Below are 14,401 nucleotides of genomic sequence, written 5' to 3'. Positions count from 1 at the left end.
TGTGAGGGGATAAAGCTATGAGTAAACTTAAAGTTACTGGCATTGCAGGGAGGTTCGGGGCCAGGTACGGCTCTTCTCTGAGGAAGAAGTGGAAGGAAATCATGGAGAAGAGATACTCTGATGTCACGTGTCCTTTCTGTAAAGCTAGAGTGACTATGAAGAGACTCTCTGTGGGAGTATGGCAATGCCCTAAGTGTGAAACTATTTTCGCTGGGGGCGCGTATACCCCCACCACAGAAGTAGGGACTCCGAAAGTCCAGGAGTAAGTGGAGCTCTTTTATGAGTAGCTTATTAATAACTACTTCTAGAGAGCCTTCAAGAAGAACTAGGAGTTTTGTTAATGACCTCGTCAGGGTAGTTCCTAACTCAATTAAGTTTAACAGGGGTAAAGCAACATATGAGGATCTTGCCGCTATTACTAAGCACTACTCCTCACACGGTGTTTTAATGGTTTTAGAAAAGAAGGGTAATCCGTCAGCACTCACATACTTAGTTCCAGGAGACACCACAAACTTAGTTAGAAAATACTTAATGCTGATGTCTTCATTAAAGCTGCTTAGAGAGATTAGAGGTCATCAAATACCTTACAATGTGAAGAAGCTCGTGCTTAACTTTAGTAGGGTTCCTCAGGGATTCCCTCAGAGAGTGTGTGAGGTACTGATAGAAATTTTTAGGCCCGCACTAATACACGAGTCTACAGAACCTACTGAAGCCATAGAACTTGAAGTGACCGGAAACGAGAATATTGCCTCCATAGCTTTCTACTGCTCTAGTACGGGGAGGGCTTGCGGACCTGCTTTCAACATAACTAAGATATTATGTTACTCTACTCTAAATAATAATCAGGAAAGCATTTAGATCGGTGTTTCGGTAAGTGTTCAGCGGTTCTGATACTGGCGAGGTTCTTGTTGAGGTATTAATTGACTTAGAAGACTGCTTACTTGCTGAAGCTTTATTAAAATCTTTAATGCCTGAAAGTAGCCTCAAGCTGAGGGGTACTTCGTTTGATGTTAGTCGCGTAAGCTGTACTCTCAAGTTAGTCTTCAGAGGTTCTGAGCCGAGAGCACTAATACCGCCTCTCTCAAACACCCTCAGGTTAGTCAGTATGATTATAGGGGTTTTAAGGAACCTCAATGAATAATCTCGAGTAGGTTAGTTGGTTGCCTATCTGAGTGAAGTTTTATAAGGTGTGTGGCGTTATCTATGTGAGGCGATGGTATGGCTCAGAAAATACCGCCCGAACTTGAGCAGATAATACTTAAGTACCAACAGATAGAGTCTCAGCTAGCGTCGGTAATAACGCAGAAGACCGTAATTTCTTCAGAGCTGAAAGATGTTGAAAGAGCTTTAAACATACTCCAGAGTGTCTCGCCAGATACAGCCGTGTATAAAAATACTGGATTCGTATTCGTGAAAGTAGACAGGGACTCTACAATAAAAGAACTTCAGGAAAAGAAAGAAGAACTTGAGGTAAGACTACAGAGTTTCGAGAAGATTGAGGAGTCGCTGAGGAAGCAGTTTGAAACCGTGAAGAAAGAACTAGAGAAGTATAGGATAGTGCCGGGCGAGGGAAAGAGTGGTTAGTAAGGATTACGTGAAGTCCTTAGGTCTTGACCTAAGTCGAATAACTCAGGAAGACTTAAGAGAGCTGACTTTTTTAATTGAGGATAAACTGAGTAGGTTTCTTAACTCTATATCTGGCCGTGTAGATGAGTATGAGACGTCAATTTCTTTAAGTCTCGACTCAGGCCAGATTAATGTGGTTATTGAGCTAGAGTATAGAGGACCTAAAAACCCGGATCCGGAGCTAGAGGTCTTATTAGATCAAATAATTGATAATGTTTTGGAGTCGTTTGAGGATGAGTTACTCAGAAGATATGGGAAGGCTAATAGAGTTAACACATAAGCTAGTGAATACCCTTAAAAACTATCCAGTAGTGTGTTTTTCTACACACAGAGACGCAGATCCTGATGCCATAGCTTCTCTTCTCGGGGTCAAGTTTATTACTGAATCAGTATCCAGCACCATTAAGTCTGGAGTCCTCATTCCTGAAGGACTTAACAGGATTGCTGCTAAGATAGTCAAGAATTTAAGACTTGAGGAAGACTTAGCCACTTCAGTAAATTCGTGTGATCTAATAGTGTGTGTCGACGCTTCAAGCAAGTCTCAAGTTCCTGCACTGGACGTTGCGACTAGCCGCAACTACGTGATTATAGATCATCACGAAACTAACGAGCTGTCTGAGAAGGCTCTAGTGTCTATTCACTTTAAAGATGCTGGGTCTACTAGTGAGTTAGTTGCTTTAATGATGGAGATACTTTCGCTAAAGCCAGAAGCTCGTTTAGCAACTCTCTTGATTACTGGAATACTATATGATACTAAGAACTTGAGATTAGCTAAGCCTTCTACTTTCCGAGCTCTCTACTACTTAATGAGCTTGTGTAGTGAGTGTTTTGAAGAAGCTTTTAATATGATGATTACTACAACAGAAATTGACAGAAGCGAAAAAATAGCTATTCTTAAAGGGATTTCAAGAGCTGGACTTTACGAGTTAAATAGAGACTTTATACTCGCTGTAACTTGTGTGGGTGCGTACGAAGCTTCAGTTCTGAAAACCCTTATTGATTCAGGAGCTGATGTGGCTATAGCTATTTCACCCAGGTCCGGCGAAACAAGAATCTATGTCAGAGCCTCTCGAAGAATAATAAACACTCTGAGAATTCCGGTAGCGTCTGACCTAATTACGTATATGGCTGAAGAGCTTAGGGGGTCGGGTGGAGGTCATGAGGGGGCGGCAGGACTTTCCTTAAATTACGAAATAGACGTTAATGAAGTGATTAAGTTGGTGAGGCGATTCTTTACCAAACTAAACGTAAGAGTTAATGTATTAGAGGAGGGTAGATGGGCTGATAAGTGCTCTTAGTAAAGAAGTAAGATCTCAAACATAATGAGACCTATAAGCTCATCGGCAGTAGGCACATACTGCGAGTCTTAACTTCCTAGATAATATCATTATTGCGTGTAGCCTGCAAGATCTTCCTATTTTTCACGAGTTCACGTAGCGCATCAATCATTAAACTTATCTCCTCTTTAGTGTTATAAATATAGTAACTTGCTCTGACTGTACCTAGTTTTGCCCCTATATACTCATGAAGGGGTTGAGCACAGTGGTACCCACTCCTCACAGCTACGTTATAGGCATCCATAAATGATGCGACTAGATTGGGATTCATATCATCAACGTTGAATGCTACAATACCGCCCCTTACTTCCAGGTTTGTTGGTCCATATATCTTAACGTATTTGCTTAATAGTTCATCGTTACTGACCTCTTTGAGCGTGTAAGCAGTGAGAGCTTTCTCGTGGAGAATTACGTTTTCCATTCCAACTTTCGAGAGATACTTAATTGCCTCACTTAAGCCTATAGCACCGGCTATGTTGGGAGTGCCTGCCTCCAGACTCCACGGCATCCTCAGAAATTTCACCTCGAGAGTACCGTTCTTAAGCGTTACGTCCTCCACCGTGCCGCCACCCGTAAAAGGCGGTTCTAAGAACTCTTGTATTTCTTTCTTAATGTAGAGAACTCCAATCCCAGTAGGACCTAGCATTTTATGTCCACTAAAAACTAGGAAATCCACGTCGAGATCTCTAACTGAGACAGGCATATGAGGCACGCTTTGCGCTCCATCTACGACTAGGAACGACTCATTTTCCCGAGCTAGCTTAGAAACAGCTCTAATGTCAACTATAGTTCCCAGCACATTACTCATGTGGCTAATAGCTATAATCTTAGTCTTCTTATCTACCAGTTCAGTCAGTTCTTCATAATTTATAACGTAGTCTTTACTTAATCTAACAACTCTGAGTTCAACTCCTCTAAGCTTGGAGATCCGTACCCAGGGTAGCATATTACTATGGTGTTCCATTATAGAGACCACGATGTTGTCTCCGGGACTCAACTTTGGAGCAAGCATGTAAGCAACTATGTTAAGGGATTGAGTAGCGCCACTCGTGAATACCACTTCCTCAAGATACTTAGCTCTTATGAAATCCTTCACTACTTCGCGAGCGTCTTCATATGCTCTACTCGCCTCCATGGAGAGACTGTAAACACCTCTATGAATGTTGCTATTAATGTTCTCATAAAAATTCCTCATTGCCTCAATTACTTGAAGAGGCTTCTGAGACGTAGCGGCGTTATCGAAGTATATGAGATTTCTCTTCATGAGGAGCGGAAAATCCTCCCTTAAAACACTTGGATCGAGCACTACGCAACACCTCCAACAATAATTTAAAGTTTTCACCGAAAATAAATTAGTTATTAGCGTAAGATAAACTCTGTTTACTTTTTGAACAGCAAATAACGCTTAATAACTCTACTATAAATTTGTTATTAGGGATGGAACATGGTTAAAGAGCTACTGAAAGAGCATGGTACGCCATCAAGAGAAGTCTACTTTGACTTAGAGAACTCAGGCTACGTACCTGATGAGGTCGTAGAAGCCATGAGGCCTTTTTTCAATAAGTATGGTTATGGACATCCAGCAATAACTCATAAGCCGGGTTGGGAAGCCCTAGACCTTCTCATAGAGACTAAGGAGCTTGTAAAGAAAACAGTCGAGGCCAGCAATACAGAGGATTTCGTATTTACGCACAGCGGCACTGAAGCTAATAACTTAGCCATACAAGGCTACGTCATAGCTAACAGAAAGAATCTGAGAGGCAAGAAGTTATTAGTTTCATCTGTTGAGCACTTGAGTGTCATATTCCCAGCTGAGTTTGTCGGAGAGCTTTTCGGATTAAAAGTAGTGAGGATTCCTGTAGATGAGGAGGGCTTCATAAACCCCGAGATCCTTAAGTACTACGTGGATAAGGATACAGCACTAGTAAGCATCCAGCTAGTTAATCACGAGATAGGGACAATACAGAGACTAAAAGAATTAATAGATATAATCAGAGATTACAGTCCTGAAGCAGTCATTCATACGGATGCTAGTGATGCTTATGGCAGAATCAAAGTAAGTGTGAGAGAATTAGACGTTGATATGATGACCTTAAGTAGTCATAAAATCCAGGGGCCTCGAGGAGTCGGATTACTTTACATTAAGGAAAATGTAAAGATCGAACCCATAATAAGAGGACAACTAAGTGTCGAGAAGTTATGGCCTGGCGTTGAGTTAATTCCCTTGATAGCCGGTTTCAAGAAAGCAATAGAGCTGGCATTCAATAAATTCGAGGAAAATGTAAGCCACATGATTAAGTTAAGAGATAAATTATTGACAGGAATCTTAAACTCTGTTAATGAGGTAGTTGTCAACGGCCCTTTAGGTGACAGAAGAGCGCCAGATAACGTAAACATATCATTCAGATATGTAGAGGGTGAGGCGCTGACCGTAGAGCTTAGCCGCCACGGGGTCTACGTCTCGAGTGGTAGTGCTTGTAGTTCGAGGTTTCTCGAGCCTAGTCACGTACTCTTAGCTATCGGGAGAGAGTATGAGCTAGCTCACGGGAGTATATTATTTAAGGTATCGAAGCACCATAAAGCAGATGACATAACGTACGTGCTTGAGGTGCTACCTAAGTCTGTTGAGAGGCTTAGGAGCCTCAGTCCACTGACTCCTAAGAAAGCTTAATAACTCTAAAATAACAATGTTATATGGAGGCAAAACAATGAGTTCACGAATTCCACTCCCCTACTCGCCGGAAGTGCTTAAGTACTTTAAGAACCCAAAGAACGCTGGACCCATCGAAAACCCGACGGTTCAGTCAGTAGCGGGCAGTCCCGCGTGTGGCGACATGATAAAACTTTATCTTAAAATAAGCAATGACGAAATCATAGAGAAGGCATCTTTTGAGAGTTACGGATGTGCCGCTAACATAGCAGCTGCAAGCATACTTACAGACTTAATAACTGGAAAGACTCTTAGAGAAGCTTGGAGCATTAAGTGGCAAGACCTCTCCGATAAGTTGGGCGGTCTACCACCAATAAAATACCACTGTAGCGTACTTGCTGTAGGAGCTCTCAAAAGAGCTGTTAGGAGCTACTACAGCATAATAGGCAAAACACCTGAGTGGCTGCCTTCAGACCTAACCGTTGAGGAGAAACAGACTATGGAAGAGGAAGAACTCATTGAGAGAATGTATGGAAGACAGCCTAAGGAGCCAACAAGTAGGTAAGGCGGATGAGTGAGGATAGAATCTTTGATCTGCGTAGTGGTAAGGTCGGTGGATGTACAAGTGATCCCGTCATTAAGTTAATGAAGTTAATCAGTGAAAAGCTTGACTATTTTGAGATAGTATTTTATAGGGATGTTCTACCTCCCGACGTGCTTAGGGTTATCTTAAAGAAGAAAGGGTATACATTAGAAGTTCTCAAAGAGTTGGAAGATAACGCTATATTAGCTAGAGTTAAGAAGAGCACAAATTCCTGAAGGTTGGGAACTCATATCCTTACAAGCTCTAACTTTTATCAATGAGAAAATACAATCACCTCAAAAACAATCTCCCTGTAAATTTCGACTCAATCCATGCAACCTCATCCTTTCCTTTAACCTTTAGCAACAATATTATCTTAAGTGTAAAGATACTAATTTAAGTGATAATTATAGCATACTATTTGGAGTTGGTCACGATATGAGAGTTTACGTTGATGAACGAGAAAAATCTTCCGAGATTCCTTATTACTTATTAAGTGCGGGATTTTCAGTTATTTTTAAGGTTTTAGATGTAGGCGATTACGTGATTAACGACTTGATTATCTTGGAGAGAAAGAGATTGGATGACTTGATTAGATCTGTTTATGAGGGTAGATTTTTTGATCAGCTGAAGAGATTAAAGAGTCTTGAAAAATTTAAAGCTATCTTAGTAGTGGAAGGTAACTTATTAGATATAGATAAATACACGGAAAACCCTAGATCTATCGAGGCTGCTTTAGTTAGTGCCGTGTTATCTTTTAGTATCCCCATACTCTACACGAGGGACTCTAGGCACACCGCCGAGCTCATAAAGTATATTGCTGAGAAAACGCAGAAATTCGGTAGAAAGACATCTGCTCCCTTACCTACTTACAGGAAGGAAAGGAAGCCTAAAACGAGTGACCTGAGAGCCTGGCAAATCTACGTGCTCTCTTCATTTCCTAAGATAGGACCCACATTAGCAGAGAGGCTACTCAACAAATTCGGTAGCTTGAAAGCAGTGATAAACGCTCAGGCGGCAGAACTTATGAGAGTTGAGGGCATGAGTGAAGATAAAGTGAAATTGTTTAAGAAAATAGTTGAGGAAGGATCTCAGAGCACTCCAGGAACTTCACTAGATAAGTTTATTAATAGAAAGTAGCGACCCTTAGTGTCTTATGTACTCACTCTCGAAATCGAGGATAGCATAAGCTTATAACTCTCTTAAGATTACTTTTGTGGGTAGTAGGTATGCCTAGATACAAGACAGTAGAACAAATCCAGAAGATAATGAGTGATTTAGAACACGTGAGAAACATAGGCATAATTGCACACGTAGATCATGGCAAGACTACCACGTCTGATGTCTTGTTAGCTGCTGCAGGCATAATTTCTGCTAAGGTTGCTGGTGAGGCTCTAGCTCTAGACTACCTTGACGTAGAACAGAAGAGAGGTGTTACAGTAAAGGCTGCTAACATAAGTCTATATCACGAGTTAGGCGGTAGAGGCTACGTCATAAACTTGATTGACACTCCTGGACACGTAGACTTCTCAGGCAAGGTCACTAGGTCTCTACGTGTTCTCGACGGCGCGATAGTAGTGGTTGACGCTGTTGAGGGAGTAATGACCCAGACTGAAACAGTACTCAGGCAATCTTTAGAAGAGAGGGTAAGACCACTCCTATTCATAAACAAAATAGACAGGTTAATAAAGGAGCTGAAGCTATCACCACAAGAGATTCAGAAGCGGTTTATAGACATAATAAAAGAAGTTAATAGGTTAATAATAGAGAATGCTGACCCAGAGTTTAGGGATAAGTGGGTTTTAGATGCCGCGAAAGGTCAGGTAATATTTGGCTCAGCAAAAGATAAGATCGGCTTGACGGTCCCGCACGCTCAGAAGAAGGGAACCAACATAATGGAGTTAATTAAAGCTTATGAGAAAGGCAGAGAAGCTGTCGAGGAGTTCCAGAAAATAGCTCCACTGCATGAAACCTTGTTAGAGTCTGTGATTACTCACGTTCCTAACCCAAGAACAGCACAAAAATACAGAATACCTAAGATATGGAAGGGAGACATAAACACAGAACTTGGGAGAGCTATGCTAGAAGCAGACCCTAACGGACCCCTGGTGTACATGATTAACGACATGAGGTTAGACCCTCATGCCGGGTTCGTAGCCACTGGGAGGGTAATGTCAGGTACTCTCAGAGCTGGTGAGGAGGTCTGGCTAGTTAACTCGAGGACGCCACAGAAAATTCTTCAAGTATCGCTCTATATGGGACCTTTCAGAGAGCAAGTAGATCAAGTTGTTGCAGGTAATATTGGTGCAGTCTTAGGTCTTGAGAGGGCTAGAGCGGGAGAGACAGCAGTTAGCACAGCATTTAAGGACATGGCCGCACCCTTCGAGAGATTAAGGTATGTCACAGAACCAGTCGTTACTATGGCAATAGAGCCTAAGAAAACCCAAGACCTAACAAAACTCATAGATTCTCTGAGAAAAATGGCTATAGAAGACCCTAACTTAATAGTTAAAATAAATGAGGAGACTGGAGAGTACTTGATAGCTGGTATGGGACCCTTACACCTAGAAATAACTCTCACACTACTTAAAGAAAATTATGGGATAGAAGTAGACACAACACCCCCGATAATCGTGTATAGAGAAACCATAAGGAGCTCTTCTCAAGTTCTTGAAGGCAAGTCTCCTAACAAGCATAACAAGTTCTACATAAGTGTTGAACCACTCAACGATGAAACAATCTCGCTCATTCAGCAAGGAGCTATAACCGAAAACATGGATCCTAGAGAAGTAGCAAGAATATTAAGAGACCAGGCTGGCTGGGACTATGATGAAGCAAAGAGGATTTGGGCAATAGACGAAGGCATAAACGTATTCGTTGATAAAACTACTGGCGTACAATACCTAAGAGAAATTAAAGATACTATTATTCAGGGCTTTAGACTAGCCATGAGTGAGGGTCCTCTCTGCATGGAGAGAGTTAGAGGAGTAAAAGTTATTCTGCACGATGCGGTAGTTCATGAAGACCCGGCGCATAGAGGTCCAGCACAAATATTCCCGGCCGTCAGGAACCCAATATATGCTGGGATGTTGTTATCTAGACCTACACTCTTAGAACCAATACAGAAGATAGACATTAGAGTGCCAGTAGACTTAATGAGCTCAGCTATTTCCGTCATAACTAGAAAGAGAGGTAAAGTTCTTGACGTAATTACCCTAAGTAGTAACGCTACTAGAGTAATAGCTGAGATACCTGTGAGCGAATCACTAGACCTAGCTAATGAACTGAGATCAGCGACTGCTGGCAGGGCCTTCTGGGGTACTGAGTTCAGTAGGTGGGCACCAGTACCGGAGTCCCTGTTAATGGATATCGTTGCTAAGATAAGGCAAAGGAAAGGTTTGAAGCCAGAACCTCCGAGGCCTGATGACTTCATATCTCCTTTCTAAGCAATTAGAACACGCAATTTTCTAAGATCTTCTCTTAACCCACTTAATAGCTTCTCTTAGAGCTTCTTTTGAAGAAAGCTTTGGCCGCCATCCTAAACTCATCAGTTTCCTGACGTCAAGCAGCATAAATTTGACGTCTCCCAACCACCCTCTACCATCCTGTGTTGCTGGCTTGAAGACGTACTCAACATTGTTAAGTCCTAGTTCCTCGACAACTAAATCAGCTATTTCCTTGACTGAGATCCAGTCAGTGTTGCCTATATTGTATACTTCGTATCTAGCGCTTGATTTTCTCAAGTGTTCTAGTGCTATATGCATGCCTTCTATTAAGTCTATCACATGAAGGTATGACTTTTTCTGTGTCCCGTCACCTAAGATCTCAAGCTTCTTAGGGTTCCTTCTTAACTTACTAATAAAGTCTACTATGACGCCATGCGTTTGTCTGGGACCTACTATATTAGCGAACCTAAGACTCAGCGCTCTTATGCCGTAAATATCGCTGTAGCCAGCAAGCAAGTTCTCAGACATTAGTTTTGAGACGCCATAAACAGATATGGGTTTAGTCGGGTGGTCTTCTGGAGTAGGAAAGACTTGCGCGTCACCGTATACTGTCGAGGAACTTGCGAAGACTACTTCTTTAACGTCGTTCAGTCTGCAGCCCTCAAGAACATTAAAAGTTACTAACACGTTCTCCTCAAAGTGTGTGCGCGGCTCTGTCATCGAAACTCTTACTTCTGGGTTGGCCGCGAAATGATATACTGTGTCTGCTTCATTAAATGCGTTCCTTAGTTCGTCATCGAAAATCTTTAAATCTTTAATTAAGAGCTTGACTTTACCGTTCTTGATTAAATGGTTAATGTTTTCTAGGCTACCTGAACTCAAGTTGTCCACGACTACTACTTCAAAACCTTTAATGACTAGGTATTCAGTTACGTGCGAGCCTATGAAGCCTGCCCCGCCAGTAACTACTGCCTTCATCTTATAATCACTGAGTCTTAAGTGATGAGGTTAATAGAGGGGTTAAGCCCGTAGCTACGGACTCAGCTATGCTTAAGACAGCATCTAGGGAACTTTTAGATGGGTCTTTAAACTTAATTAATACGTGATTACCTTTCAGCGTCACGTTAAGCTCGCTAGAGAGTTCTTTGGGGAGAGAAGATATTATGTTAACGAAACTAATTTTTCTTGAGCCAAGACATATCTTCAAGGTATGCCCTAAGTCTGTCTCAAGAACCACCATCCCAATTCCGTCTTCTTTACAGAGCTTAATTAGCACGTCATTGACTAAAGGCTTCAATAACTTATAATTATCTCGAATTAACGGTTTCTCAAAGCTACGCGATATCACGGCTACTCTGAGAGGACCATAACTTAAGAGGTTATCACTTTTTAGTAATTCATCTACTAGTCTTAAGGCCTCATCGTATTTCGCGGCTCTCTCTTCTATCTCAGGACTTAACTTGTATGACTTAGTTCGTAATACTTGTAGGAAATACGCGTAGAGACTACTCAAAAACTCTGAGGAGCTGTAGTCTATCCTGATAGCCTTAGCTAGAGCCTTGCCTACCTTGCTAGCCTCAGCAGGCTTTCCAGTAGCTATGTATGTGATGTCTTTAATTAGTTGTTCTGGAGGGTCTATCAAAGCATTTAGTGTCTGAACGTACTCTAATGCTACTTGAGTTAGAGTATGTGTTTCAGAGAGACTCATTAAAATCTCGCTTTTTCCGGTGTCGTCGTATTTAGTAACAACACCCAATCTTTTCTCTGGAATTAGGAGGAAGCCTATCGAGCTATATATGCTTACGTTCTGAGAGGGAGCGACTCCTACGGCGTAACTCTTAATTATCTTGATTGGGCTCTTGATTGTTGGGGGGACGAACTCCACGTACGCTCTAACTCCCTTACTAACCAGAGCCGTTGAGAGCACAGCGGTCGCTAGGATTTCGTCAAGCCCTATCTTGGTGTATATGGACGTATACTGAGTATTCAATCCCTCTTCATCACCTCAGCAACCATTACTAGTTATCTGAAGTCTACAGACTTCATTTATAAAACAAAATGAAGCTTTTTAAGCATTACCTCATATGTAGTATTCCGGGTGTATGATATGTATGCTGAAGTCGTGGTCTTGGGTATTTCAGTGATAGCAATAGTTTATGCTTTATTGACTTCTTATAGAATCATTAAAGAGTCTCCAGGGTCCGGCAAGATGGTAGAGATTCACGAGTACATAAAAGAAGGAGCTAGTGCTTATCTCAAGAAACAGTATACAGTTATCTTCGGTATTGCGGTCATAATAGTTGTTCTTCTGCTACTCCTCGGATGGTATAGAATGGCGGCTAGCTACGTTTTAGGAGCACTCTCTTCAATAATTGCAGGTTTTGTTGGTATGAAGATAGCTGTGAACGCTAACGTGCGAACAACTAACGTGGCTAAAGAGAAAGGTCTAAACAGAGCTCTTAGACTAGCTTTTAACGGCGGTTTAGTAATGGGTTTAATGACAGTAGGTATAGGGTTATTATTAATTGTTATTCAATACATCATTTACGGGGAGACTCCTGAAGCTATAAACGACATAATCGGTTATAGTTTCGGGGCTTCCTCAGTAGCTTTATTTGCTAGAGTAGGGGGAGGAATATACACTAAGGCAGCCGACATAGGTTCTGACTTAGTAGGTAAGGTTGAGGTAGGGATTCCTGAAGACGACCCTAGAAATCCTGGAGTGATAGCAGATAACGTGGGTGATAACGTGGGTGACGTGGCTGGGATGGGTGCTGATCTTTTTGAGTCTTACGTCGGTGCTATAATCTCTACGATGGTGATAGCGTCTACGCAACTAAGGAGTTTCAGTCTCTATTCCTGGAGTAGCTTTGCCTTAATCCCGCTCTTAGTGGCTGCTACAGGGATTCTCGCTTCAATACTGTCTTCGTTTGTCGTGCGTACAAGAGAGGGTGGAGACCCTTCAAAACCACTAACCCTAGCTACCGTGACGGCCTCCGTTCTTATAGCCCTCATGTCTTTCTTCGGGATCAACTCACTAATCAGTGGTGAATTAGGTTTTAGAGTATGGATTGTGATAGTTGCTGGTCTGATAGCTGGGGTAGCAATAGGACTAACTAGTGACTACTTCACTAACTCTAGGTACTCACCAGTAAAGAAAGTTGCTAAGATGTCTGAGGCAGGACCTGCTCTCACTCTTTTAACAGGTTTCTCGTATGGTTTCTTAAGCGCCTTCATACCTGCAGTAATGATATCTGTTGCCTCCTTAACAGCTTTCTTAGTTTTGTGGCTACCCACGCGAGAGTTCTGGCTAGGCATATACGGTGTAGCACTCTCTGCAGTGGGCATGCTGTCTTTAACAGGAGTTGTAGTGAGTGCTGACGCCTACGGACCTATAACTGACAATGCTGCAGGAATAGCTGAGCAGGCAGGCCTAGGAGAGGAAGTTAGAACTATAACTGATAAGTTAGACGCTGCAGGAAACACTATGAAGTCTGTTAGCAAGGGTTTCGCAATAGGTTCAGCGGCTCTCACAGCTCTAGCCTTCATAGGCGCTTACGCATCGATACTTCAGTACTATACCGGGGCAGACTTAAGTAGCTTATTCCAGTCACTAACAGTGTTAGACGCTAGACTAATTTCAGGGATGTTCATAGGGGTAGTGATGCCTGCTCTATTTACTTCGATAGTAATACTCGCAGTCAGTGATTCAGCTTTTGTCCTAATAGAAGAGATCAGGAGACAATTCAAAGAAAAGCCCGGAATACTAGAGTTTAAGGAGAAACCTGACTACGGGAAAGCAGTAGCTATAGTGACTTCCTACGCTATAAAGAGACTAATACTTCCTGGAGTAATAGCTATAGCGACTCCACTTGTCGTAGGCTTCATTTTAGGACCTCACGGTCTTGCAGGCATGCTACTCGCAGCAACTATCTCTGGATTGCTGTTAGGGCTTTTCCAGGGCAACGTAGGGAATACGTGGGACAACGCGAAAAAGTATATTGAGGCAGGACATCATGGAGGTAAGGGCAGTGAGGCTCATAAAGCTGCCGTAATAGGAGATACTGTTGGCGACCCAATGAAGGATGCGGCAGGACCCTCCATAAATATATTGATTAAATTGATGAGTATAGTGTCGCTGGTTTTCGCGTACTACGTGGTAAGCTACAACCTCTATAAGATGTTGATACCACCTTGAGCTAGATACGACCAATCAAATGTCTAAGCCTTCGATGTTGACAAAGCCTTTTTTATAGTAATGCTTGACTTCCTTCACCTCAGTAACTAAGTCAGCAATATCTCTCACAGTCTTCGGTACGTAGCGCCCCGTGATTATGGCATGTTTTTGAGGATTACTCACAAATTTCTTCAGAATACTGAGTACCAGTCCCTCATCAACTAGCCCTATATGAGACGCTATGCCTAGCTCATCAAAAATGACTAGCTCAGGACGCAACCTGCGCATTAGAGACGGGTAAACCTCCCTGAGGAAACCGTATATTAAAGCCATAGTCACTGAGGCTCTGTAATCACTTAAGTCTTCTGGATTAACAAATTCTTTTATACCTACGTTAACTACGTAAATCCTTTTCCTGCAGGTGTGTGGCAAGCTTCTCAGGAAGTAGACTTCACCGCTCGCACCACTTTTCATGAACTGAATTAATAGTACTCTCCAACCCCTCCCCAGAGCCCGCAAAGCCGTACCTAACGCCGCGGTAGTCTTGCCTTTTCCCTTACCGTAATAAACTAACAACATGAA

16 protein-coding genes are annotated in these 14,401 nt (G+C 42.2%); 12 read left to right on the top strand and 4 right to left on the bottom strand.

Annotation, left to right across the window (positions count from 1 at the left end):
* Positions 1–17 precede the first annotated feature (17 nt).
* The 6 genes from QXL29_02625 to QXL29_02600 all read left to right on the top strand — a co-directional run bounded on the left by QXL29_02625 (position 18) and on the right by QXL29_02600 (position 2,924).
* Complete coding sequence (locus tag QXL29_02625) at positions 18–266, top strand: 50S ribosomal protein L37ae (GenBank protein ID MEM2283488.1); 249 nt, start codon at positions 18–20, stop codon at positions 264–266.
* Positions 267–279: 13 nt separating this feature from the next.
* Positions 280–858, top strand: coding sequence for a hypothetical protein (locus tag QXL29_02620; GenBank protein MEM2283487.1), 579 nt, complete (start codon positions 280–282; stop codon positions 856–858).
* A gap of 16 nt (positions 859–874) precedes the next feature.
* Positions 875–1,141, top strand: coding sequence for a hypothetical protein (locus tag QXL29_02615; protein MEM2283486.1), 267 nt, complete (start codon positions 875–877; stop codon positions 1,139–1,141).
* A 77-nt stretch (positions 1,142–1,218) separates the two neighbouring features.
* On the top strand, positions 1,219–1,584 hold the full coding sequence (locus tag QXL29_02610; protein MEM2283485.1) for a prefoldin subunit beta: 366 nt from the start codon (positions 1,219–1,221) through the stop codon (positions 1,582–1,584).
* Complete coding sequence (locus tag QXL29_02605; GenBank protein ID MEM2283484.1) at positions 1,577–1,906, top strand: hypothetical protein; 330 nt, start codon at positions 1,577–1,579, stop codon at positions 1,904–1,906. Before QXL29_02610 ends, QXL29_02605 begins: the two co-directional genes overlap by 8 nt.
* Positions 1,860–2,924, top strand: coding sequence for a DHH family phosphoesterase (locus QXL29_02600; protein MEM2283483.1), 1,065 nt, complete (start codon positions 1,860–1,862; stop codon positions 2,922–2,924). Before QXL29_02605 ends, QXL29_02600 begins: the two co-directional genes overlap by 47 nt.
* A 76-nt stretch (positions 2,925–3,000) precedes the next feature.
* On the opposite strand, the gene QXL29_02595 is transcribed toward QXL29_02600, so the two are convergent.
* On the bottom strand, positions 3,001–4,269 hold the full coding sequence (locus QXL29_02595) for a cysteine desulfurase (GenBank protein ID MEM2283482.1): 1,269 nt from the start codon (positions 4,267–4,269) through the stop codon (positions 3,001–3,003).
* 138 nt (positions 4,270–4,407) lie between these two features.
* Here QXL29_02595 and QXL29_02590 point away from each other — a divergent pair, with 138 nt between their 5' ends.
* The 5 genes from QXL29_02590 (at position 4,408) to QXL29_02570 (ending at position 9,642) form a co-directional block, all read left to right on the top strand.
* Positions 4,408–5,634 (top strand): cysteine desulfurase family protein, encoded by a 1,227-nt coding sequence (locus tag QXL29_02590; GenBank protein ID MEM2283481.1) that lies wholly within the window; start codon positions 4,408–4,410, stop codon positions 5,632–5,634.
* 37 nt (positions 5,635–5,671) lie between these two features.
* The gene (locus QXL29_02585; GenBank protein ID MEM2283480.1) at positions 5,672–6,178 is read left to right on the top strand and encodes an iron-sulfur cluster assembly scaffold protein; all 507 of its coding nucleotides are present in this window, start codon (positions 5,672–5,674) and stop codon (positions 6,176–6,178) included.
* A gap of 5 nt (positions 6,179–6,183) precedes the next feature.
* Positions 6,184–6,432, top strand: coding sequence for a hypothetical protein (locus QXL29_02580; protein MEM2283479.1), 249 nt, complete (start codon positions 6,184–6,186; stop codon positions 6,430–6,432).
* Positions 6,433–6,634: 202 nt separating this feature from the next.
* A complete protein-coding gene (locus QXL29_02575; GenBank protein ID MEM2283478.1) occupies positions 6,635–7,336 on the top strand; it encodes an ERCC4 domain-containing protein in 702 nt (233 codons plus the stop codon).
* An 89-nt stretch (positions 7,337–7,425) separates the two neighbouring features.
* Positions 7,426–9,642, top strand: coding sequence for an elongation factor EF-2 (locus QXL29_02570; protein MEM2283477.1), 2,217 nt, complete (start codon positions 7,426–7,428; stop codon positions 9,640–9,642).
* A gap of 21 nt (positions 9,643–9,663) precedes the next feature.
* On the opposite strand, the gene QXL29_02565 is transcribed toward QXL29_02570, so the two are convergent.
* Both QXL29_02565 and QXL29_02560 read right to left on the bottom strand, forming a co-directional pair.
* Positions 9,664–10,620 (bottom strand): GDP-mannose 4,6-dehydratase, encoded by a 957-nt coding sequence (locus QXL29_02565; GenBank protein ID MEM2283476.1) that lies wholly within the window; start codon positions 10,618–10,620, stop codon positions 9,664–9,666.
* A 7-nt stretch (positions 10,621–10,627) separates the two neighbouring features.
* Positions 10,628–11,632 (bottom strand): hypothetical protein, encoded by a 1,005-nt coding sequence (locus QXL29_02560; protein ID MEM2283475.1) that lies wholly within the window; start codon positions 11,630–11,632, stop codon positions 10,628–10,630.
* A gap of 117 nt (positions 11,633–11,749) precedes the next feature.
* Between QXL29_02560 and QXL29_02555 the strand changes: the two genes are divergently transcribed.
* Positions 11,750–13,840, top strand: coding sequence for a sodium-translocating pyrophosphatase (locus QXL29_02555; GenBank protein MEM2283474.1), 2,091 nt, complete (start codon positions 11,750–11,752; stop codon positions 13,838–13,840).
* A 15-nt stretch (positions 13,841–13,855) separates the two neighbouring features.
* Here the strand turns inward: QXL29_02555 and QXL29_02550 are convergent, their stop codons facing one another.
* Positions 13,856–14,398, bottom strand: a complete 543-nt coding sequence (locus QXL29_02550) for a cob(I)yrinic acid a,c-diamide adenosyltransferase (GenBank protein MEM2283473.1) — start codon at positions 14,396–14,398, stop codon at positions 13,856–13,858.
* Between the last annotated feature and the right edge of the window lie 3 nt (positions 14,399–14,401).

Source organism: Zestosphaera sp. (assembly GCA_038843015.1).
Lineage (GTDB): Archaea > Thermoproteota > Thermoprotei_A > Sulfolobales > NBVN01 > Zestomicrobium.
The sequence above is the reverse complement of the archived record's forward strand: the minus strand, read 5'-3'. Positions and strand labels throughout refer to the sequence as shown.

Excerpts from the sequence above, each read along its gene's own strand:
- QXL29_02625 (MEM2283488.1), top strand. The coding sequence starts at position 18 with ATGAGTAAACTTAAAGTTACTGGCATTGCAGGGAGGTTCGGGGCCAGG.
- QXL29_02620 (MEM2283487.1), top strand. The coding sequence starts at position 280 with ATGAGTAGCTTATTAATAACTACTTCTAGAGAGCCTTCAAGAAGAACT.
- QXL29_02610 (MEM2283485.1), top strand. The coding sequence starts at position 1,219 with ATGGCTCAGAAAATACCGCCCGAACTTGAGCAGATAATACTTAAGTAC.
- QXL29_02600 (MEM2283483.1), top strand. The coding sequence starts at position 1,860 with ATGAGTTACTCAGAAGATATGGGAAGGCTAATAGAGTTAACACATAAG.
- QXL29_02590 (MEM2283481.1), top strand. The coding sequence starts at position 4,408 with ATGGTTAAAGAGCTACTGAAAGAGCATGGTACGCCATCAAGAGAAGTC.
- QXL29_02585 (MEM2283480.1), top strand. The coding sequence starts at position 5,672 with ATGAGTTCACGAATTCCACTCCCCTACTCGCCGGAAGTGCTTAAGTAC.
- QXL29_02580 (MEM2283479.1), top strand. The coding sequence starts at position 6,184 with ATGAGTGAGGATAGAATCTTTGATCTGCGTAGTGGTAAGGTCGGTGGA.
- QXL29_02575 (MEM2283478.1), top strand. The coding sequence starts at position 6,635 with ATGAGAGTTTACGTTGATGAACGAGAAAAATCTTCCGAGATTCCTTAT.
- QXL29_02570 (MEM2283477.1), top strand. The coding sequence starts at position 7,426 with ATGCCTAGATACAAGACAGTAGAACAAATCCAGAAGATAATGAGTGAT.
- QXL29_02565 (MEM2283476.1), bottom strand. The coding sequence starts at position 10,620 with ATGAAGGCAGTAGTTACTGGCGGGGCAGGCTTCATAGGCTCGCACGTA.
- QXL29_02555 (MEM2283474.1), top strand. The coding sequence starts at position 11,750 with ATGTATGCTGAAGTCGTGGTCTTGGGTATTTCAGTGATAGCAATAGTT.
- QXL29_02550 (MEM2283473.1), bottom strand. The coding sequence starts at position 14,398 with ATGTTGTTAGTTTATTACGGTAAGGGAAAAGGCAAGACTACCGCGGCG.